Annotated in this window: 14 protein-coding genes; 8 read left to right on the top strand and 6 right to left on the bottom strand. The window is 71.5% G+C overall.

Features of this window, described 5'->3' with window-relative positions; all coding sequences use genetic code 11:
- Window positions 1–4: 4 nt before the first annotated feature.
- Both HSO01S_RS13790 and HSO01S_RS13785 read right to left on the bottom strand, forming a co-directional pair.
- Entirely contained in the window at window positions 5–1,240 is a 1,236-nt protein-coding gene (locus HSO01S_RS13790) for an FAD-dependent oxidoreductase (protein ID WP_066042467.1), read from the bottom strand.
- Window positions 1,241–1,283: 43 nt separating this feature from the next.
- Window positions 1,284–2,855, bottom strand: coding sequence for a DUF7059 domain-containing protein (locus HSO01S_RS13785; protein WP_245636012.1), 1,572 nt, complete (start codon window positions 2,853–2,855; stop codon window positions 1,284–1,286).
- Between the two features lie 88 nt (window positions 2,856–2,943).
- Between HSO01S_RS13785 and HSO01S_RS13780 the strand changes: the two genes are divergently transcribed.
- The 3 genes from HSO01S_RS13780 (at window position 2,944) to HSO01S_RS13770 (ending at window position 8,301) form a co-directional block, all read left to right on the top strand.
- The gene (locus tag HSO01S_RS13780) at window positions 2,944–4,548 is read left to right on the top strand and encodes a carboxylesterase/lipase family protein (RefSeq protein WP_066042459.1); all 1,605 of its coding nucleotides are present in this window, start codon (window positions 2,944–2,946) and stop codon (window positions 4,546–4,548) included.
- 90 nt (window positions 4,549–4,638) lie between these two features.
- On the top strand, window positions 4,639–5,400 hold the full coding sequence (locus HSO01S_RS13775; RefSeq protein WP_066042455.1) for an HAD-IIB family hydrolase: 762 nt from the start codon (window positions 4,639–4,641) through the stop codon (window positions 5,398–5,400).
- Window positions 5,401–5,652: 252 nt separating this feature from the next.
- Window positions 5,653–8,301 (top strand): helix-turn-helix transcriptional regulator, encoded by a 2,649-nt coding sequence (locus HSO01S_RS13770; protein ID WP_084361683.1) that lies wholly within the window; start codon window positions 5,653–5,655, stop codon window positions 8,299–8,301.
- A 6-nt stretch (window positions 8,302–8,307) separates the two neighbouring features.
- Here HSO01S_RS13770 and HSO01S_RS13765 read toward each other — a convergent pair whose 3' ends face one another.
- Entirely contained in the window at window positions 8,308–9,654 is a 1,347-nt protein-coding gene (locus tag HSO01S_RS13765; protein WP_066042449.1) for a glycosyltransferase family 2 protein, read from the bottom strand.
- 359 nt (window positions 9,655–10,013) lie between these two features.
- Here HSO01S_RS13765 and HSO01S_RS13760 point away from each other — a divergent pair, with 359 nt between their 5' ends.
- The 5 genes from HSO01S_RS13760 to HSO01S_RS13740 are packed head-to-tail and all read left to right on the top strand — an operon-like array spanning window position 10,014 to window position 16,675.
- Entirely contained in the window at window positions 10,014–11,399 is a 1,386-nt protein-coding gene (locus HSO01S_RS13760) for a nucleotide sugar dehydrogenase (RefSeq protein ID WP_218003817.1), read from the top strand.
- Window positions 11,400–11,453: 54 nt separating this feature from the next.
- Window positions 11,454–12,479, top strand: a complete 1,026-nt coding sequence (locus tag HSO01S_RS13755; protein WP_066042446.1) for an NAD-dependent epimerase/dehydratase family protein — start codon at window positions 11,454–11,456, stop codon at window positions 12,477–12,479.
- Window positions 12,479–14,290, top strand: coding sequence for a glutamine--fructose-6-phosphate transaminase (isomerizing) (gene glmS / locus HSO01S_RS13750; protein ID WP_066042443.1), 1,812 nt, complete (start codon window positions 12,479–12,481; stop codon window positions 14,288–14,290). Before HSO01S_RS13755 ends, glmS begins: the two co-directional genes overlap by 1 nt.
- 19 nt (window positions 14,291–14,309) lie before the next feature.
- Complete coding sequence (locus HSO01S_RS13745; RefSeq protein ID WP_169799989.1) at window positions 14,310–15,827, top strand: polysaccharide deacetylase family protein; 1,518 nt, start codon at window positions 14,310–14,312, stop codon at window positions 15,825–15,827.
- Entirely contained in the window at window positions 15,824–16,675 is an 852-nt protein-coding gene (locus HSO01S_RS13740; protein ID WP_066042438.1) for a hypothetical protein, read from the top strand. The genes HSO01S_RS13745 and HSO01S_RS13740 overlap by 4 nt, the downstream gene beginning before the upstream one ends.
- A 60-nt stretch (window positions 16,676–16,735) precedes the next feature.
- Here HSO01S_RS13740 and HSO01S_RS13735 read toward each other — a convergent pair whose 3' ends face one another.
- Genes HSO01S_RS13735 through HSO01S_RS13725 form a run of 3 tightly spaced genes read right to left on the bottom strand, consistent with a single transcriptional unit; the run spans window position 16,736 to window position 18,979 of the window.
- Window positions 16,736–18,331: a cation:proton antiporter gene (locus HSO01S_RS13735; RefSeq protein ID WP_245636011.1), complete on the bottom strand. Its 1,596-nt coding sequence runs from the start codon at window positions 18,329–18,331 to the stop codon at window positions 16,736–16,738.
- A gap of 55 nt (window positions 18,332–18,386) precedes the next feature.
- Window positions 18,387–18,659 carry a type II toxin-antitoxin system RelE family toxin gene (locus HSO01S_RS13730; protein WP_066042429.1) on the bottom strand — a complete coding sequence of 91 codons (273 nt, stop codon included), beginning with the start codon at window positions 18,657–18,659 and terminating at the stop codon, window positions 18,387–18,389.
- The gene (locus tag HSO01S_RS13725; RefSeq protein WP_218003816.1) at window positions 18,656–18,979 is read right to left on the bottom strand and encodes a type II toxin-antitoxin system Phd/YefM family antitoxin; all 324 of its coding nucleotides are present in this window, start codon (window positions 18,977–18,979) and stop codon (window positions 18,656–18,658) included. Before HSO01S_RS13725 ends, HSO01S_RS13730 begins: the two co-directional genes overlap by 4 nt.
- Window positions 18,980–19,053 lie beyond the last annotated feature (74 nt).

Raw genomic sequence — 19,053 nt, 5'->3', positions numbered from 1 at the left:
CCCGTCACTGAGCGCCCAGCACGGCCTCGCTGATCGTTTCCGGGCGGAAGCCCCGCCCGATCAGCCGGGGAGCGAGCGCCCGGATGACCGGGACGGTGAGGTTGAGGCCGGCCCGCTGCAGCGCGGTCGGCGGATCGGCCAGCAGCGGCTTCCGCTCCGGCGTCGCGATCGTACGGTGCAGCCTCAGCTGCAGGGCCTGCATCGCCCGCACCGGGGGCAGCCGCCGGCGCTGCACGGCCGCGAGCAGCTCCTCCGGGGCGCCGTGGCCGGCCCGCAGCGACGCGGTCAGCAGGTTGGCGGTGGCCACTGCATCCTGGATCGCGTAGTTGACCCCCACCCCGAACGCCGGCGACATCGCGTGGGCCGCGTCGCCGATGCAGAGGAGCCCGGGGAGGTGCCAGCGCTCGAGCCGGGAGACCTGCACCGCCAGGAGCTTCACCTCGTCCCACGAGCGCAGCGCGTCGACGACCGGCGCGAACGGGCGGGCGGTGCGGGCGAGCCGCGTGCGGAAGGCCTCGATGCCCTCGGCCTCGAGCGCCGCCGCTCCGCCCTTCGCGATGACCATTCCGGCCTGGTAGTGGTCGCGGCGGTCGATCGTCAGCACGAAGGAGTCGCCCTCGACGTAGGCGATGGTCGAGGGCGGCCGGCGTTCCGGCGACGGCAGCGGGAACCAGAGCACGTCGATCCCCACGCCGTACTCGCGCGGTCGGAGCCCGGTCGCAGCCCGCACGGTCGATGAGCGCCCGTCGGCGGCGACAGTGAGCCCCGCGACGATCTCCAGCTCGCCCTCGGGGCCGACCGCCGTGACGCCCGCGACGGCGGCCCCCTCGCGAAGCACCCCCGTGGCGGCCGTGGACATCAGGAGCCGGTACGACGGCAGCGCCCGCCCCTGACCGGCCAGGAAGTCGAGGAAGTCCCACTGCGGCATCGTGCTGAGGAAGTCGTCCGGCGCCGGCAGCCGCGAGAAGTCGACCGCGTGGATCCGCACGCCGTCGACCACGAAGTCGATCGTCCGCACCTCCGTGTGCGGCAGCCTGAGGAACGCCTCGCGCAGCCCGAGCTGCCCGAGCAGCGACAGCGTCGACGGATGGATGGTGTCGCCCCGGAAATCGCGCAGGAAGTCGCCGTGCTTCTCGAGCACGACCACGTCGATGCCCGAGCGCGCGAGGAGGTAACCCAGCATGATCCCGGCGGGCCCGCCGCCGACCACGCAGACCTCGCACTCGATGCGCCGTCGCATGGCGCAACTCTAGGGGCGGCGGGCGGCGGCGACCAGCAGCAGTTCAGGCCGGCAGCAGGAACCCGTCGTCCAGCAGCGAGCGGATGCGCGGCACGAGTTCCGCGCGCAACGCCGCCTCGTCGACCTCCAGCACCTGGGCGATCGCCGCGATGATCGCCCCGGCCGACAGGTCGCCGTCGCAGGCGCCCACGAAGGCCGCCAGCCCCGTGTCGAGCGGAACGCTCCGCCCGAGCCCGCCGCCCTGCCGCAGCGTCATGACCACGGGGTCGTCGTGGCCGGGCCAGTAGTGCCGCTCCTCGGTGACGTCGGGCGCGTGCAGGAGCAGGGCGCGCTCGAGCTCCGCGTCATCCCGCGCCTCTTGCCAGTCGTGCCCGGCCAGGCTCGTCGCCAGGTGGTCGCCGAGCCCCACCGGGTTGTCGCCGAGCGCCGAGTCGACGTGCTCGTAGCGCGCGAGCGGGACGCGCGGCCCGTCGCCCGGCGGTCGCCGCAGAAGGATGTAGCCGAAACCGACCTCGGACACTCCGCGTCGCTCGAAGTCGTCGAGCCAGGCCGCGTAGAGGGCCTCGAACTCGGGTGAACCCGGGCGGGTGCCGCCGTCACGGATCCAGGTCTCGGCGTAGGTGGGCGCATCCTGCCGCTCGCGCTCGATCACCCAGGCGTCGAGCACTTCATGGGCACCGGCGCCCGCGCCCGCCCCGGACTCGACCCACCCCCGCACCCGGTCGAGCCCGCCGTGCACGGCGTCGCCCGCCACCCGGTACTCCCAGTTGCCGAGCAGTTGCGCGATGCCGCCCGGCGTGAGGTGCTCGGATGCCTGGCGCACGACGCTCTCCACCAGCGCGTCGCCGATCAGCCCGCCATCGCGGTACTCGTACTGCGGCACGCCCTCGACCCTCGGGGTGATCACGAACGGCGGGTTGGAGACGATCCGGTCGAACCGCTCCCCCGCGACGGGCTCGAACAGCGAGCCGTGGCGGAACTCGATCGAGTCGATCCCGTTCAGCCGCGCGTTCAGCGCCGCCATGGCGAGCGCCCGGCGCGAGATGTCGGTCGCGACCACACGCCGGGCGAAGCGGGTGGCGTGCATGGCCTGGATGCCGCATCCGGTGCCGAGATCGAGCACCGAGTCGGCGGGCTCGGTGATCATCAGGCCGCTCAGCGTGTTCGAGGCGCCGCCGACGCCGAGCACGTGGTCCTGGTCGAGGGCCCGGCCGAGCGCGGTCTCGCCGAGGTCGGACAGGATCCACCAGCTGCCGGCCCCCTGCCCGTCGACGAAGCTGTAGGGGCGGAGGTCGAGGCGGGCACGCAGCCCGTCGTCCTCGGGCCCGACCAGCCCGAGCTCCTCGGCGCCGAGCGAGCCGAGCGCGGGCAGGGCCGCGTCGAGCTCGTGACGGCCCACGGTCTCGCCGAGCACGAAGAGCGCACCCAGGGTCTCGACCGGCGTGACCGTGGCACCGGTGGCCCGGCGGCGGGCCAGCGCCCGCACGGCCGGGAGCGTGCGGCCCCGGAAGAGCGCGGAGGCAGCGGCGCCGCCCCAGAGGGCGTCGAGCGCGTCGACGCGGTACCGGGCCGCGGTCAGGTCGTCGCGGAGTCGGTCGATCAGCTCGGTATTCACTCCCCTATTCAACCCCTCTCGTCAGCCCCCGGCGGATGCCTCGGACAATCACCCCCGCGCTGATGCCTCCGATCGCTACAGTGGCCACATGAACCGTGTCGCGGCCGATCCCCTCATCGTCGAGACACCGTCGGGCGCCGTCCGCGGCAGCGTCGTCAAGGGGATCCGCTCGTGGCGCGGCATCCCCTACGGAGCGGCCCCCGTCGGACCCCTGCGCTTCCGGAGCCCCCGGCCGCCCGAGCCCTGGGACGGGGTGCGCAGCGCTCAGGCCTTCGGCCCGGCCGCGCCGCAGCACGAGGGCAAGGCGATGCCCCTGCCGGACGGCATCGTGCAGTCCGAGGACTGCCTCACGCTCAACGTCTTCGCGAAGGACACCGAGGCCGACACCGATCCCGCCTACGGCGGAGCCGACTCCGGTGCCGACGACTACGAGTTCGAGGGCGACGACGGGATGGATGGCCTCCGCCCCGTGATGGTCTGGATCCACGGCGGCGCCTACGTCGCCGGCTGCAGCGCCCCCACGCTCTACGACCCCGTGCACCTGATCGAGCGCGGCGACGTCGTGTTCGTCAGCGTCAACTACCGGCTCGGCGCCCTCGGCTTCCTCGACTTCTCGGCCTTCGCGACCGAGGAGGAGCCGTTCGACACCAACCTCGGCCTCCGCGACATCCTGCTCGCCCTGCGGTGGGTCAAGGACAGCATCGCCGCGTTCGGGGGCGACCCCGGTAACGTCACCGTCTTCGGCGAATCCGCCGGAGGCGGTTGCGTGACCACGCTGCTCACCTCGCCCCTGGCCGAGGGGCTCTTCCACCGCGCGATCGCCGAGAGCTCCCCCGCGACCTCGGTCTACGACGAGGTGCGGGCCGCCGCGGTGTCGCACCGCTTCCTCGACCTCCTCGGCGTCTCGCCCGACGACCCGGCCCAACTCCGCCGGGTGTCGCCGGAGCGGCTCTCGGCCGCGGCCTTCGAGCTCGTGGCCGCCGTCGCCGGCGACGCCCCGGGCTCCCTCGCGATCGCCCCCGTGGTCGACGGCGACGTCGTCCCCGTGCATCCGCTCGACGCCTACCGCGCGGGCACCCAGCTGCCGATCCCCCTGATCATCGGCACGAACCACGACGAGGCGACGCTGTTCCGCATGATGAAGTCGCCGCTGATGCCCATCACGGGCGCCTCGGTGCACACCATGTTCGCCGAACTGGCCGCGGAGCATCCGGAGGTCGCCGCCGCCGAGGCCCGCATCGAGGCCGCGTACCCCGAGTTCCCGAAGCGCACCACGCCGGCCGAGCTCGCGCGCGACGCCGGGTTCCGGATGCCATCGATCTGGCTCGCCTCGGCGCACAGCCGGCGCGCTGCGACCTGGATGTACCGGTTCGACCACTCGACGCCGATGCTCAAGATGCTCGGCCTCGGCGCCACGCACGGCACCGAGATCGCCTACGTGTTCGGCACGCTCGGCGTCAACAAGAAGGATCCGAGCTTCGACCTGGGCGGCCTCCCGGAGGCCGAGCGGGTGAGCGCCTCGATGCAGGCGCACTGGCTCGCCTTCGCGACCGGCGGCGACCCCGGGTCGTGGCCCGTCTACGAGGAGGACACGCGCTCCACCCTGGTGATCGGACACGAGGAGCAGATCGTCGACGACCCCGACGCAGCGGTGCGCCTGGCCTGGGGCGATGAGGTCATCGGGTTCATCTGACACAATCTAGGGCGGTGCACCCGCATCCGCGGGCCCTCCCGGCTCATCCGCCGAACCATCGCACCCCATCGCACACGAGGAGAACCCCCTTTGACGACGAACGTCCGCCTGGTCGCCTTCGATCTCGACGACACGCTCGCGCCCTCGAAGGCGCCGCTGGATCCCCGCATGGCCGAACTCCTCGTGCGACTGCTCGACGTCGTACCGGTCTGCGTCATCTCGGGCGGCCAGTTCGGCCAGTTCCAGTCGCAGCTCATCGCCAACCTGCCGACCACCGGTGAGGCCCAGCTCGAGCGCCTGCACCTGATGCCGACCTGCGGCACCCAGTACTACCGCTACGAGGCCGACACCTGGGTGCAGGTCTACGCCGAGACCCTCACCGACGACGAGAAGGAGCGGGCGCTCACGGCGCTCGCCGACGAGGCCAAGAAGCTCGGCCTCTGGGAGACCGACACCTGGGGCCCCGTGCTCGAGGACCGCGAATCGCAGATCACCTTCTCCGCACTCGGCCAGGCGGCCCCCGTCGACGCGAAGTCGGCCTGGGACCCGACGGGCGAGAAGAAGGAGTCGCTCCGTGCGGCCGTCGCCGCCCTGCTGCCCGACCTCGAGGTGCGCTCGGGCGGGTCGACCTCGGTCGACATCACCCGCAAGGGCATCGACAAGGCGTACGGGATGAACCGGCTCGCCGAGCTCACCGGCATCCCGCTCGCCGACATGCTCTTCGTCGGTGACCGCCTCGACGAGGGTGGCAACGACTACCCCGTCAAGGCGCTCGGCGTGCCGACCCGCGCGGTCGAGGGCTGGCAGGACACGGCGGCCTTCGTCGAGGGATTCCTCGCCGAACGCTCCTGACGGAGGGGGCTCGGGAGCACCGGGCGTTCGTGAGAGAGCGCTTCCGGGCATCCGACGATGCTGAGGATTCACCACAGTCCCCCAGTTCAGGGGTTGTGAACACCGGGGGCCTGGGGTAAACATCAGGTACCCGTTATCGGCGCACCTCGCGTGCCGCCGCTGCGCAGACGGCGCGGTCCTGACCAGACCCGCCTCGCTTCACCCGAGCGATCCGCGGCGGCTGGTTCCCCGACCCGACGGGAAGGAGCCGTGATGACGTTTGTGGCTCGTACCGACGAGCTCGAGTACATCGAGCATGCCGCCGCGTCCCCGGCCGAGACGGCGACAGTGTTCACCGGTGAGCTCGGGATGGGGAAGTCCCGCCTGCTGGAGGTGGCCCACAACCGGCTGCGCGCGCAGTCGGTGCTGCTCCGCGCGAACCCCGCCGAGGCGGCCTGGCCGCTCTCCGGGTTCTCGACCATCTTCGCCTCGATCGACGATTCGCGGGCGGTGGAGTTCAGCGGGCGATTCACCCTCCGATCCACCGAGCCGCAGTTCATGTTCGCCGCCGCGCGCGACCTCCTCTCCCTGCTGCGCGGGCTCAACCTCGACCCGCTGATGGTGTTCATCGACGACCTCGACCGCATGGATGCCGAGAGCCAGACCCTCATCGGCTTCATGGCCGGGCGTCTCGCCGGCACCGGCCTCCGCTTCGTCGCATCCGCAGCGCCGCTCACCCCCGACAGCCCGCTCGCCGGTTTCGCGCAGCGGGAGATCCCGCGCTTCGGCATCGAGGAGTCGGCCGAGCTGCTCTCCTCCGAGCTCGGCGCCGGGGCGGATGCCGGAACTCTCCGCATCCTGGCCTCCCAGGGCGACGGCAATCCGCTCGTGATGATCGACGCGGCCCGCTCGCTGAGCCACGAGCAGGCAGCCGGACTCGAGCCGCTCGTGCTGCCGGCCCGACCCCACGACGCACTCAAGGCCGCCGCCGCCGAGCGCCTGACCACCGTGCCGGAGAACCAGCGGCGGCTGCTGCAGAGCATCGCCCTGGCACCGATCATGCCGCTCACGGCGCTGCTCGGCGGACCGGACGACGCGGACGCCCTCGAGGAGATCCTCTACGCCGGGCTCGCCGTCGCCCGTGGTCAGTCGGTGCGACTGGACGAACCGCTCCTCCGCTCCTCGCTGTACTGGGAGATGAGGCCGCGACTCCGCCGCGAACGGCACCTCGAACTCGCGCGCGCCGTCGGCGAGGCCGACCCCCGGCTCTGCATCTGGCACGAGAGCTTCGACGTGGCCGGGGAGCCCTCCACCGATCCGCTGCTCGAGGCGGCTGCCGGCTTCGTCGCCGACGGCGACCCGGCCACGGCCGTCGAGCTGGCCGACCGCGCGCTGCTGCTCGCGGCCGACCTCACCGGGCACCACGACGGGGTGCTCCGGCTCGTTCGGGCGCTGACCGCGCAGGCCGAGCTGGATCTCGCGGCCCGCTACCTCAAGTTCGTACGCTTCCCGCCGGCCTCCGCCTCGCTCAACATGGCCCTCGCGGCCGAGCGGATCACGATCGACTTCGAGCGCTCCCAGTCCATCACTCCCGGCGAGGTCGACGCGGCGGTGAGCCTGTACGGCGACGACGACCCGGCCGGCGCCGTGACCCTGCTCTCCCGGGCCGCCTTCTTCCGCAGCTCCCGCTGGGAGCTCGACGAGGCGCGGCGCGGCCATGCCCTCGGCGCGCGGTTCGCCCCCCGCACCGGAGCCTCCACGATCTTCGCCCACGACGAGGCCGGCGCCCTGCTCGATGCGATCGAGGGCGTGCCGGATCCGGGGCTCAGCACCGATCGGCTGAGCGCCGACGACCTGCAACGGCTCTCGGTGTACTCGCTCGTCACCTTCGGCGAGACGCTCAGCTACCGCGAGCGGTACGGCCAGGCGAGGCGCGTGTACACGATCATCTTCCGCCGGCACTCCCATCACCGGCTCGCCAACGAGTGGGCCCGCCAGATGGCGTACATCAACGAGATGCGCGCGCAGGACTTCCACCGCGCCCGGATCGCGGTCGAGGAGTGGATGGCCGAGCCCGTCGAGTCGGTCATCAACCGCTCGACCCGCGCGCTCGCGCTCTACTGGTACTCCTCGTCGGGCGACCGCTCCGAGGATGCGGTGGGCTACGCGAAGGACTGCCTCGCACGCGCCTCGGCCGAGCACCACAGCGCGGTGCTGGCGATGCTGTTCACCCTCCAGGGAGCCGACGCGCTCCTCGCGCGCGAGCCCGAGGAGGCCGTCCGGTTGCTGCAGCAGGCCGACGTGGCGACGGGTGGGGCGGGCCCGCGCAACCCCGCGATGATCCGGCACTCCGCCGATCTCGTCGAAGCCCTGATGACCGCGGGCCGGCCGCGGGACGCCGAAGGCGTGCTGCGCCGCCTCGAGGATCAGCTGGTGCGCCGGCCCACGCAGTGGCTCGACCTGGCGGTCGCCCGATCCCGCGCCCTGGTGGCACCGGACGACCTCGCCGGAGCCCTGTTCGAGGAGGCCGTGCGCCGCGCACCGACCGACTCGCTCGGCTACGACCGGGGTCGCACCCTCCTCGCCCAGGGCGAGTGGCTGGCCCGGCAGGGCGACGCCAAGGCCGCCGACCGCGCGATCGCGGATGCCGTGACCGCCTTCGAGCGCAGCGGCGCCGTGCGCTGGGCCCGGCGGACGGATGCGCCCGACGTGCCGCGGGCGCCGGCGGAGGCGAGCGCCGTGCTCGCGATGCTCACGGCCGAGGAGCGCGAGGTCGCCCAGATGGTCAGCCGCGGGTTCCGCAACCGCGAGATCGCGAGCGAGCTGTACCTGTCGCTCCGCACGGTCGAGCTCCGCCTGACCCACATCTACCGCAAGGTCGGGGCACGCTCCCGCTCCCACCTGGCGTCCCTGCTGAACTGACCTCCGTCAGCTGACCGCCGGGACGGCCTCCTTGGGCACGCTGCCCTCCGTGACGGTCACCTCGGCCCCGCCGGGCTCCGAGCGGATGGCGCGGCGGGAGGGGCTCGTCCAGGTGCCGCTCGTGCGGCCCGTGAGCGCCACGGCGAGCGCCATCGCGCAGAGCACCGCGTCGATCACTCGCAGGATCGGGAAGCAGAGGCCGTAGAGCAGGTACACCGGCCGGCGCGCGACAACGGCCGCCATCAGCGTCAGCAGGTAGTCCGGCAGCACCACGCCGAGCACCAGCGCGAGCGGCGGCAGCAGCGTCGTGATCTCCGCGGCGGTGCCGGTCGGATCCCAGCCGAGCGCGACGACCGCGGAGGCGTAGAGCGAGAGCACGATCGAGGGCACGAGGGAGATCAGCACGACGCTCGCCATCACGAGCTCGACGATGAAGAGCGTGAGCACGAACCAGAACAGGCGGAACCGGAAGCGGTGCCGCACGACGGTCTGCCAGAACCCGGTGTTCCAGCGCTCGACCTGCTTGGCGTAGTCCGCGAAGGTGTCCGGATCCTGCGTCAGCGCGATGGCCACGTGCGGATGGAACGAGATGCGCCCGAGCTTCTTGGCGTGCAGCTCGAAGGTCATGTTGTAGTCCTCGATCTTGAGACCGGGGGCTGCGATGTCGATGTCGGCCAGGATGCGGGTGCGGTACATGCTCGCGAACCCCGGCACGATCGGCACGACGTTGGCGTGCTTCGAGGCCTGCCCGAACTTGAACAGGTACTGCATCGCGATGTAGACGCGTTCGCGGTAGGCCACCAGGATGCGGCCGATCCGCGTCGGCGAGCGCGGGTTGAAGAGCGTGGATGCGCGGCCGGCGACGGCCACGATGCCCGGGTCGGCGAACTCGCCGAGGCCGGTGTCGAAGTAGTCCTTGCTCAGCCGCGTGTCCGCATCCAGCAGCAGCAGCACCTCGAAGCGGTCGGCGATCTCGAAGTGCTTGACCGCCTCGACGATCGCGCCGGCCTTGCCCCGGTTCGGGTTGAGCTCGAGCACGGTGGCGCCGTGGCTGCGGGCGATGTCGGCCGTGGCGTCGCTCGACCCGTCCGAGACGAGGAAGACGGCGATGTCGTCGCCGACCCCTTCGAGCGCCTCCAGGGTGTGGCCGATCACGAACTCCTCGTTGTGCGCGGCGATCAGGATGGCGACGCGGTCGCGGCCGGGCGTGGCCTCGCGGCGCGCCTCATCCCGCTCGGGCGTCGACCGCAGTCTCGCCACCCAGGCGGCGATGACGCGCAGGCCGCCCGCGGTCGTCCACAGCAGTGTGTTGACCCCGAAGACGAGGATCACCACGATCACGAAGGACAGCATGGTCCCCTCCCCACTCACTCGGTGTTCCTCGCCCACGCTAGGCGACGACGGCCCCTGGACCACCCGCACGATGGCTGCGGGAAACCGCACCCCGGAGCGCGCTCCCGCAGCCCCACGCGAACCCGGCGTGGGAAACCGCACGACTCCCGGATCCGATTGATTTCGCTCTCCGGCGACGGCGACAGTGTGTCCGGGGGCAAGAGTCCGAACATCCGCTCATCTCTCAACCCGACCCGACCGCGTCATCCGGCGCCGGGATGAACGAGGCCTCACCCGGGGACACCCACTCGTTCATCCCGCAGCCGGCGACACCGTCTTTCTGACTGCCAATCGGCACCGGACATCCGAGGGAGAACGCCGTGACCACATTCGAGAGCATCACCCGTACGCACATCGACGAGGACTGGAGGCGCGGCCGCGACGCCGACGCCGATCCCGCGTCGATCGAGCGGACGCCCACCGCCGCCGAGGCGGCCCAGGCGGCCGGCTTCGAGTTCGACGTCGCCATCGTGGGCCTGGGCTACGTGGGCCTTCCCACCGCGCTGGCCTACCACGGAGCCCACACCCGTGTGCTCGGGCTCGACGTCTCGCAGCGCCGCATCGACATCATCGAGGCGGGCCAGGCCGACCTGCTCGACAGCGACCGTGCCCGTCTGTCGACCGCTCTGGACGACCCCGGTTTCGTGCTGACGAGCGACCCCGACGACCTCCGCCGCGCCGCCGCCGTGATCGTCTGCGTGCCCACGCCGGTCGACGACCACCTGGTGCCCGATCTGTCGATCCTCCGCGCCGCCTGCGCCATGGTGCTCGATCACGTGATGCCCGGCCAGATCCTGATGCTCACCTCGACCACCTACGTCGGATGCACCGACGACCTGCTGGTCACGCCCCTGATGGCCCGCGGGATGACCGTCGGCCAGGACGTCTTCGTCGCCTTCAGCGCCGAGCGGATCGACCCGGGCAACGCCTCGTTCGACCACGAGGAAGTGCCGCGCGTCGTCGGCGGCGCCACCCCCGAGTGCGAGGAGGAGGCCTCGCGCCTGCTGCTGCGCTACGTCGGACGCGTGCACCGCGTGCGCTCGCTGGCCGCGGCCGAGATGACCAAACTCTTGGAGAATACGTTTCGCGCTGTCAACATCGCCCTGGCCAACGAGTTCGCCGACATCTGCAAGACGCTCGATCTGAACATCGCCGACGTCGTCGACGCCGCCTCGACGAAGCCCTACGGCTTCATGGCGTTCCTGCCCGGCCCCGGCGTCGGCGGTCACTGCATCCCGTGCGACCCGCACTACCTGCTCTGGCAGCTGCGCGAGAACCGGGTCTCGGCCCCGATGATCACCCAGGCCATGACCGAGATCGCGGCGCGGCCCACCCGGGTCGTCGACCGCGTGCAGGAGGTGCTCTCCGGCTCCGGCCTCGGGATGCACGGCACCCGCGTGCTGGTCGTCGGCGTCTCCTACAAGCCCGACGTCGCCGACCTCCGCGAGTCGCCGGCGCTCGAGATCCTCGACCGCCTGGTGGCGCGGGGGGCGACCGTCGCCTTCACCGACGCGCATTTCGACACGATCACGCTGCCGAGCGGCGCGGTGCTCCGCAACCTCGAGGATCCGGCCGCCTTCGGCGCCGCCCTCGTCGTGCTGCACACCCGGCACACCGACAGCGACGTCGACTGGATCCAGTCGCACCAGCTGGTGCTCGACACCACCTACCGCGGGACCGACATCCCGCAGCGCTCGATCCTCTGACCCCCGACCACCACCCCTTACCCAGACCTCGATGAGTGAACAGGACTGAATGACATGCGTACCGTAATCACCGGTGGAGCCGGCTTCATCGGCAGCCACCTCGTAGAACACCTTCTCGAGCAGGGAGACGAGGTCGTCGTCCTCGACGACATGTCGACCGGTGCTCCCCGCAACCTGATGGGCTCGCTCGACGATCCCCGGCTGACGATCGAACACGGCTCGGTGCTCGACCGCGAGAAGGTGCTCGCCACCGTGCGCGGCGCCGACCGCGTCTTCCACCTCGCCGCCGCCGTCGGCGTCAAGCTCATCGTGGAGCAGCCGCTGTCGAGCCTCCGCACGAACATCCACGGCACCGAGAACGTGCTCGACGCCTGCGTCGCCACGGGGGCCTCGCTGCTGCTGGTCTCGACCAGCGAGATCTACGGCAAGAACGCCTCGGACAAGCTGACCGAGGAATCCGACCGCATCCTCGGCTCGCCGCTCAAGTCGCGCTGGACCTACGCCGCCGCCAAGGGCATCGACGAGGCCTTCGCCCACGCCTACTGGACCGAGTACGGCCTCGACGTGACCATCGTGCGGCCCTTCAACACCGTGGGCCCGCGGCAGACCGGCCGCTACGGGATGGTCGTACCCAACCTCGTGGGCCAGGCGCTCAGGGGCGAGCCGCTCACCGTGTACGGCGACGGCGAGCAGACCCGCTGCTTCTCGTACGTCGGCGACGTGGTGCCCGCGATGGTCCGATTGATCGCCGAGCCGCGCGCCACCGGTCAGGCCTTCAACCTCGGCGGCGCCGAGGAGGTCTCGATCAACTCGCTCGCGCAGCGGATCATCGACGTCACCGGCAGCACGAGCCACGTCACCCACCTCAGCTACGGCGAGGCCTACGCGGCCGGCTTCGAGGACATGCGCCGTCGGGTGCCGGACTACACCAAGGCCGCCGAGCTCGTCGGCTTCGACCCGGCGACCCGCCTGGACGACATCATCCTCCGGGTGGCCGGCGAGATGCACAGCCGGGAGCGCCGTGAGCGCGAGCCGCAGTTCGTCCGCCGCCAGGTCATCCTCGACGGCCGGAGCGCCTGATGTGCGGCATCGTGGCGTGCCGGACGGATGCCCCGGTCGCCCCGTTCCTGATCGGCGCGCTGGCCCTGCTGGAGTACCGCGGGTACGACTCGGCCGGCGTGACCGTACGGACCACGGGCGGCATCACCGCCACCTCCCGCACGATCGCGCGCGTCGAGTCGCTTTCGCACAAGCTCGCCGGCTGGTCGGGAGCAACCCTGCCGGGAGCCGGGATCGGCCACACCCGCTGGGCGACGCACGGTGCGGTGACCGAGACCAACGCGCATCCGCACCTGGACTGCTCGGGCCGCGTGAGCATCGTGCACAACGGCATCATCGAGAACGCGGAGGCCCTGCGCCGCGAGCTCGCCGCCCGAGGCCACCGTCTGATCACGCAGGTCGACAGCGAGGTCATCAGCCACCTCGTGGAGGAGGAGCTCCGCGAATCCGGAGACCTGCGGGCCGCCGTCGAGGCGACGATCGCCCGGCTCACCGGCTCCTGGGCGATCGTCGCCCTGGATGCGGACACCGGCCGGCTGGTCGCCGCCACGCACCGGTCGCCGCTCCTGGTCGCCAGCTCGCCCTCCGGGGTCTTCGCGGCGAGCGACGTGCAGGCGATCGGTTCCCGGGTCGACGGCTTCCAGGCCATGCGCGACGGCGACGTCGTCGAGCTCGCCGACGAGCTGATCTGGACCCGTGACGGGCAGCCCGCCACTCCCCCGCCCTTCGTACGCTCGTCGTGGACCGCCGTGGTCCGTGACCTCGACGGCCACCCCGACTTCATGGGCAAGGAGATCGCCGAGCAGCCCGAGACGGCGGCCCGGATCATCGACCAGCTGGCTCCCGGGATCGCGAACGGCGCGCTCTGGGACGGCCTCGGCATCCCCGACTTCCGCCGCGTCGCGGTGCTCGGCTGCGGCACCTCGCTGAATGCAGGCCGCGTGGTCGGCTCGGCGTTCGGCGCCCTCGGCCGACTGCCGGTCTCCTCCATCATCGCGAGCGAGGCCTCGGAGACCGTGCTCGAGCCGGGCACGCTCGTGATCGCGCTCAGCCAGTCCGGCGAGACCGCCGACGTGCTGCGGGCGATCGAGGATCTCGACCTCGCGGAGTCGTCGCTGCTCGCGCTCACCAACACCGCCCACTCGACACTCGCCCGCACGGCGGACTCGGTGCTCGACTGCCAGGCCGGCCCTGAGATCGGCGTCGCCGCGACCAAGACCTTCGTCGCCCAGGCGATCAGCGGAGTGGCGATGGCGCTCTCCGCGCTCGTCGCGACCGGCCGGATGAGCCGGGAGACCGCGCTGCTGCACGTCGACGACCTGCGGAGGCTGCCCGACCTGCTGGCGCACGCCATCGCGGTCTCGCACGACCGCATCCCGCCGCTGATCGACGCGCTGCACGACGCCAGCGGCTACCTGTTCCTCGGGCGCGGCTCGGGAGTCGTCTACGCCGCCGAGGGCGCGCTGAAGCTCAAGGAGCTGAGCTACCGCTGGGCCGAGCACTACCCGGCCGGCGAGCTCAAGCACGGCCCGCTCGCGCTGATCGAGCTCGGCACCCCCGTCGTCGTGATCGACTCGGGCGACCCGCGGATCGAGAGCAACATCTCGGAGGTCGAGGCCCGCGGCGGCCGCGTCATCCGTATCGGCGGCGCCGGCAGCACGATCCCGGCACTCGGCCTCAGCCTCGGCACCCCGATGCCCGGCGGCATGGACCGCTGGGGACCGCTGGAGTCGGTCGTACCGCTGCAGGTGCTGGCCCGCGACCTCGCGCTCTCCCTCGGGCGCGACGTGGACAAGCCCCGCAATCTCGCGAAGTCCGTGACGGTGGAGTGACGTGATGATCCGGACGACGATGTCCTTCCGTTCCCTCCTCGCCCGGGTGGCGGTGGCGGCCCTCGCCGCGACCGCCGCCCTGAGCGGGCCGGTGCTCACGAGCGCGGTGCCGGCTTCGGCCGCGGTGCCGGGTGCTGCAACCGGCGCTGCTGCGCCCGCCGCCGTGGCAAAGCCGCAGACCGTCATCAGCCTCACCTTCGACGACGGCAACGCCAACCAGCAGGCGGCCGCCGACCTGATGAACGCCAAGGGCATGAAGGGCACGTTCTACATCGTCTCCGGCTTCGTCGGCGCTAACGGCTACTTCACCCGCGCCGGCCTCGACGCCCTGAAGGCCTCCGGCCACGAGATCGGCGGGCACACGGTCAACCACCCGGATCTCGCGACCCTCCCCGCCACCGAGGTCAGCCGCCAGATCTGCAACGACCGCAGCACCCTGATGAGCTGGGGCTACACCGTCACGAGCTTCGCCTACCCCTTCGCCAGCAGCGTGCCCGCCAACGAGACCGCCGCCAAGAACTGCGGCTACAACAGCGCCAGGATGCTCGGCGACCTCCGCAGCCGCTTCGGCTGCACCGACTGCAGCTACACCGAGTCGATCCCGCCGTCGAAGCCGTTCTACCTCAAGGCGCTCGACCAGGTCGACAACACGTGGACCCTGGCCGACCTCAAGGCCTCGGTGACGAACGCCGAGAAGACCGGGGGCTGGGTGCCGCTCACCTTCCACAACGTCTGCGCATCCGGCTGCGACCTCAACGTCACGCCGACCGTGTTCAGCCAGTTCCTCACCTGGCTGGCCCCGCGGGCGGCGTCGAACAACACGGTGGTGAAGACCGTCGGCCAGGTCGTCGGCGGCACGGTGAAGCCCGCGGTCGCCGGACCCGTGACGGCTCCGGCCGGCCCGGGCGTGAACGCCGTGGTCAACCCGAGCCTCGAGACGGCGGGCGTCAACGGGATGCCGAGCTGCTGGATGACCGGCGGCTACGGCTCGAACACCCCCGTCATCACCACGAAGTCCCCGGCCCGCACCGGGTCCGTGGCCGGCTACGTCACCGTGTCGAACTACGTCGACGGCGATGCGAAGCTGCTGCCCGCCTTCGACCTCGGCGCCTGCACCCCGACGGTCGTCACCGGGCACACGTACTCGATGCGGGCCTGGTACACCTCGACCGTGCCGACCCAGTTCGCGATCTACCTGCGCACGACGGCCGGGGTCTGGCAGTACTGGACCTCGAGCCCGTGGTTCGCCGCGAACCCGGTGTTCTCCGAGGCGGTGTTCACGACCGCGGCGATCCCGGCCGGCTACACCGGAATCAGTTTCGGCCTGAACGTGTTCGGCAACGGCACGCTCGAGACCGACGACTACTCGCTTTACGACTCGGTCGGAGCCCCGGCTCCGACGGTGGCAGCCCTCCCGGCGCCCGCCGTGGCGCCGAAGGTCGCCGGGCCCGTCGAGGTGCACTCGAACAGCGGAACGGATGCCCCGAAGGGCACGACGGACACCGTGACTCCGCCCACGACCGGAGCGGCCGGATGACCCGACGCCGGCCGCTCCCTCATCCGCCCCGCCGGACCCCCCTCCGGCGGGGCCTCGCCGCGGCGGCCGTGCTCGGCCTCGCGGGCGGAGCCCTGGCCGCGTGCTCGGCGTTCCCCATCTGCATGAACCTGGCCGGATGCTCGGGAACGGTCGCCGGGTCCACCCCGACCCCGGGCACCCCGGGTGCCCCGTCCGGCGGCGGGTATCCCGAGCACACCGGCATCGTGGCGACGACGTTCTGGGTCGGCGAGATCTTCGACCCCTCGGCCTCCGACGGCAGCCAGGTGCTCTCGACCTTCGACTCGCTCTGGCAGGAGCACTACGGCGGCTGCGACGGGCAGATCACGGGCGGCGGCTGCGAGACCGAGCCCCGCACCGCGGGCAACGACTACTTCCCGACCGCGATCACCCCGCTCGAGAACCCGTTCTACCTCGACCTGCCCTTCGACGACATCAACGACCCGCGAGCTTTCGCGCGACGCGACTCCGTCGTGCCCTGGGCGGGTCAGGAACCCTACGTGTCCCACCAGGGCGACAACGGATTCAGCTACCTGAAGAACCGGTGGGTCGCGATCAGCTACGGCGGGGCCACCTGCTACGCGCAGATCGAGGATGCGGGGCCGGGCGAGTACGACGACGCCGAGTACGTCTTCGGCGCCGACGATGCCCGGCCACTGAACGCGCGCTACGGCGGGGCCGGAATGGATGTCTCCCCCGCGGTCGTCGGCTGCCTCGGCTTCGAGGAGCTGAACGGCGAGCAGGCCGGGGTCTCGTGGCGCTTCGTCGACGACGGCGATGTCCCGGCGGGGCCGTGGACCAGGGTGATCACGACGAGCCAGGTGCGCTGAGCCGCGGCACCCGCGTCCGCGCCCGTGCCTGCGCTCGGCCTCCGGGCGCGGTCGCTGCGCCTACTCCGCGCGCGGCCGCCCGAGGTTCAGCTCGGTCTCCTCGACGTCGATCTTCGCCAGCACGGCCTTGACCGCGCGTTCCTGGTAGCGGCCCTCCGAGCGGGCGGTGAGCACCGCATCCCGCTCGGCCGCGATCATGATGCGGCGAAGGCGCGCGTAGGCCTTGTAGGGCGGCTCGGCGCCCTCGGGGCCGGGGTTCTCGAGCGAGTCGCTCAAGAAGGTGGCGTTGATGCGCAGGCGGTCGACGACGCGCTGGTCGATCGCATCCGTCACCTCGGCCTCGAGCTTCTCGAGCCCGATGTTCTGGGCCTCGGCCATGAGCAGGTGCACCTCGGTCTGCTCCTGGGAGAAGTCAGGGGGCGGGAGCCGCAGGCGACGGATGACGAAGGGCAGCAGGGCGCCGCCGAGCAGCGTTCCGACCACGACCACGAAGGCGAGGAACTGCAGGAAGGAGCGGCCGGGCGTCTCCGGAGGCAGCAGGAACACGGCGGCCAGGGTCACCACCCCGCGGATACCGGCGAACGAGACCGCGATGCCGTTGCGCCAGCTCCACCCGCGGTTGCGCAGCCATTGCGGGCCGAACCGGTAGATCGAGGTGGTGAGCATCATCCAGGCGAAGCGGGAGAGGAAGATCGCGAACAGGATGACGACGCAGATCAGGATCGTCTGGCCGATGCTCTCGCCGCCGATCATCATCCCCTGCAGGATCGAGAACAGGCTCAGCCCGATGAACAGGAACACCGCGTTCTCGAGCAGGAACTGGATCGTGCGCCAGTTGAGCGACTCGGCGATGCGGGCCTCGGCGGTCTGGATGACCGGGGCGCGGAAGCCGAGGTAGAGACCGGCGACGACCACGGCGAGAACCCCCGAGCCGTGCAGCAGCTGGGCTGGGATGAAGGCCACGAACGGGGTGATCAGCGACAGGCTGGTGTCGAGCACCGGCGAGTGCAGGCGCTTGCGGATCATGGCCTGCACGAACCCGACGACGAAGCCGAACCCCACACCGACGACGATCGCGATGACGAACTCGAGGATGATGTTCCACGGCGTCAGCGGCTGGGCGTTCGGGTTCGAGGCGCCGATGATCGCGGCGATGGCGGCGTTCAGGGCGACCAGAGCGGTGGCGTCGTTGAGGAGACTCTCGCCCTCGAGCACGGTGACGAGCCGCCGGGGAAGCTTGAGGCGGCCGGCGATCGCGGTGACGGCCACCGCATCCGTCGGCGCGACGACCGCGCCGAACGCGAACGCGGCCGCGAGCGAGATCGCCGGGACGACGAGCCAGGCGGTGAGCCCGACGGTGACGACGGTGAATGCGACCAGCCCCACCGAGAGCAGCAGGATGCCGTCGCGCCGGGCCCGGACGTCGGCGAACGAGGTGCGGATGGCCGCCGCGTAGAGCAGGGGCGGCAGCAGCCCGTACAGGATGAGGTCGGGCTCGACCTCGATGGTGGGCACGCCCGGGATGAACGACACGACCGCCCCGACGATCACGAGCACGATCGGGGCCGAGACCCCCGCCCGCCCCGCGAGCCCGGAGACGGCGACCGTGACCGCCACGAACGAGACGATCCACACGATGGTTCCGACCGGGTCCATGCACACCATTATGGCGAGAGCGGCAGGCCTTCGCCGACCCCGGCTCCCGCCCGGCTCAGGTGCGGTAGGCGTCCCGGCGGTGGATCACGGAGACCACCTCGATGATCAGGCGACCGTCTTCGACGCGATAGAGGATGCGGTACTCACCGCGCCGGGCGGAATAGAGCGGGAAGAGCGGCTCGTCGAGCTGCTTGCCCACGCGCTTCGGGTTGTCGCGGAGGGCACCCATGATGAACTCGAACGCGGCAGCCGCCACCGACTCGGGGAGTCTCTCGGTCAGGGCACGCTTCGCCGAGCGGGTGAAGCGCACCTCGTACTGCTCGGTCACTCCGCGGGAGTTGCGGGCGCGCCGCCGGAACGCCGCTCCTCGCCGAGCCGCCGCGCCTCGACCATGGCCTGGCGCACGTCATCGGCGTCGACGACGTCGCCGGACTCTAGATCGCGGAGCCCCTCCCGGATCGCATCGAGGGTGTCGGAGTCGGCGAGGATGTCGATGGTCTCGAGCAGGACGTCGTAGTCGTCGGCTCCGAGGATCACCACGGCCCGACTCCCGTTGCGGGTGACCTCGAAGCGCTCGTGGGTGGTGGCGGCCGACTCCACAATCTTGGAGAAGTTCGCGCGGGCTTCTGCGACGGGGATGGTGGCCATGTACAGAATTCTAGCGCAACCGACCCTCGTCTCGGCCGGTGAATCGAGGCGAAACGAGGGTCGGCGCCGCAAGC

The sequence above is a fragment of the Herbiconiux solani NBRC 106740 genome, assembly GCF_001571005.1.
In the GTDB taxonomy this organism is placed as follows: domain Bacteria; phylum Actinomycetota; class Actinomycetes; order Actinomycetales; family Microbacteriaceae; genus Herbiconiux; species Herbiconiux solani.
This window is presented reverse-complemented; position numbering and strand designations above follow the sequence as displayed.

Coding starts and splice junctions, on each gene's coding strand:
- glmS (WP_066042443.1), top strand. CDS start 12,479: ATGTGCGGCATCGTGGCGTGCCGGACGGATGCCCCGGTCGCCCCGTTC.
- HSO01S_RS13780 (WP_066042459.1), top strand. CDS start 2,944: ATGAACCGTGTCGCGGCCGATCCCCTCATCGTCGAGACACCGTCGGGC.
- HSO01S_RS13790 (WP_066042467.1), bottom strand. CDS start 1,240: ATGCGACGGCGCATCGAGTGCGAGGTCTGCGTGGTCGGCGGCGGGCCC.
- HSO01S_RS13755 (WP_066042446.1), top strand. CDS start 11,454: ATGCGTACCGTAATCACCGGTGGAGCCGGCTTCATCGGCAGCCACCTC.
- HSO01S_RS13765 (WP_066042449.1), bottom strand. CDS start 9,654: ATGCTGTCCTTCGTGATCGTGGTGATCCTCGTCTTCGGGGTCAACACA.
- HSO01S_RS13770 (WP_084361683.1), top strand. CDS start 5,653: ATGACGTTTGTGGCTCGTACCGACGAGCTCGAGTACATCGAGCATGCC.
- HSO01S_RS13745 (WP_169799989.1), top strand. CDS start 14,310: ATGTCCTTCCGTTCCCTCCTCGCCCGGGTGGCGGTGGCGGCCCTCGCC.
- HSO01S_RS13725 (WP_218003816.1), bottom strand. CDS start 18,979: ATGGCCACCATCCCCGTCGCAGAAGCCCGCGCGAACTTCTCCAAGATT.
- HSO01S_RS13740 (WP_066042438.1), top strand. CDS start 15,824: ATGACCCGACGCCGGCCGCTCCCTCATCCGCCCCGCCGGACCCCCCTC.
- HSO01S_RS13735 (WP_245636011.1), bottom strand. CDS start 18,331: ATGGACCCGGTCGGAACCATCGTGTGGATCGTCTCGTTCGTGGCGGTC.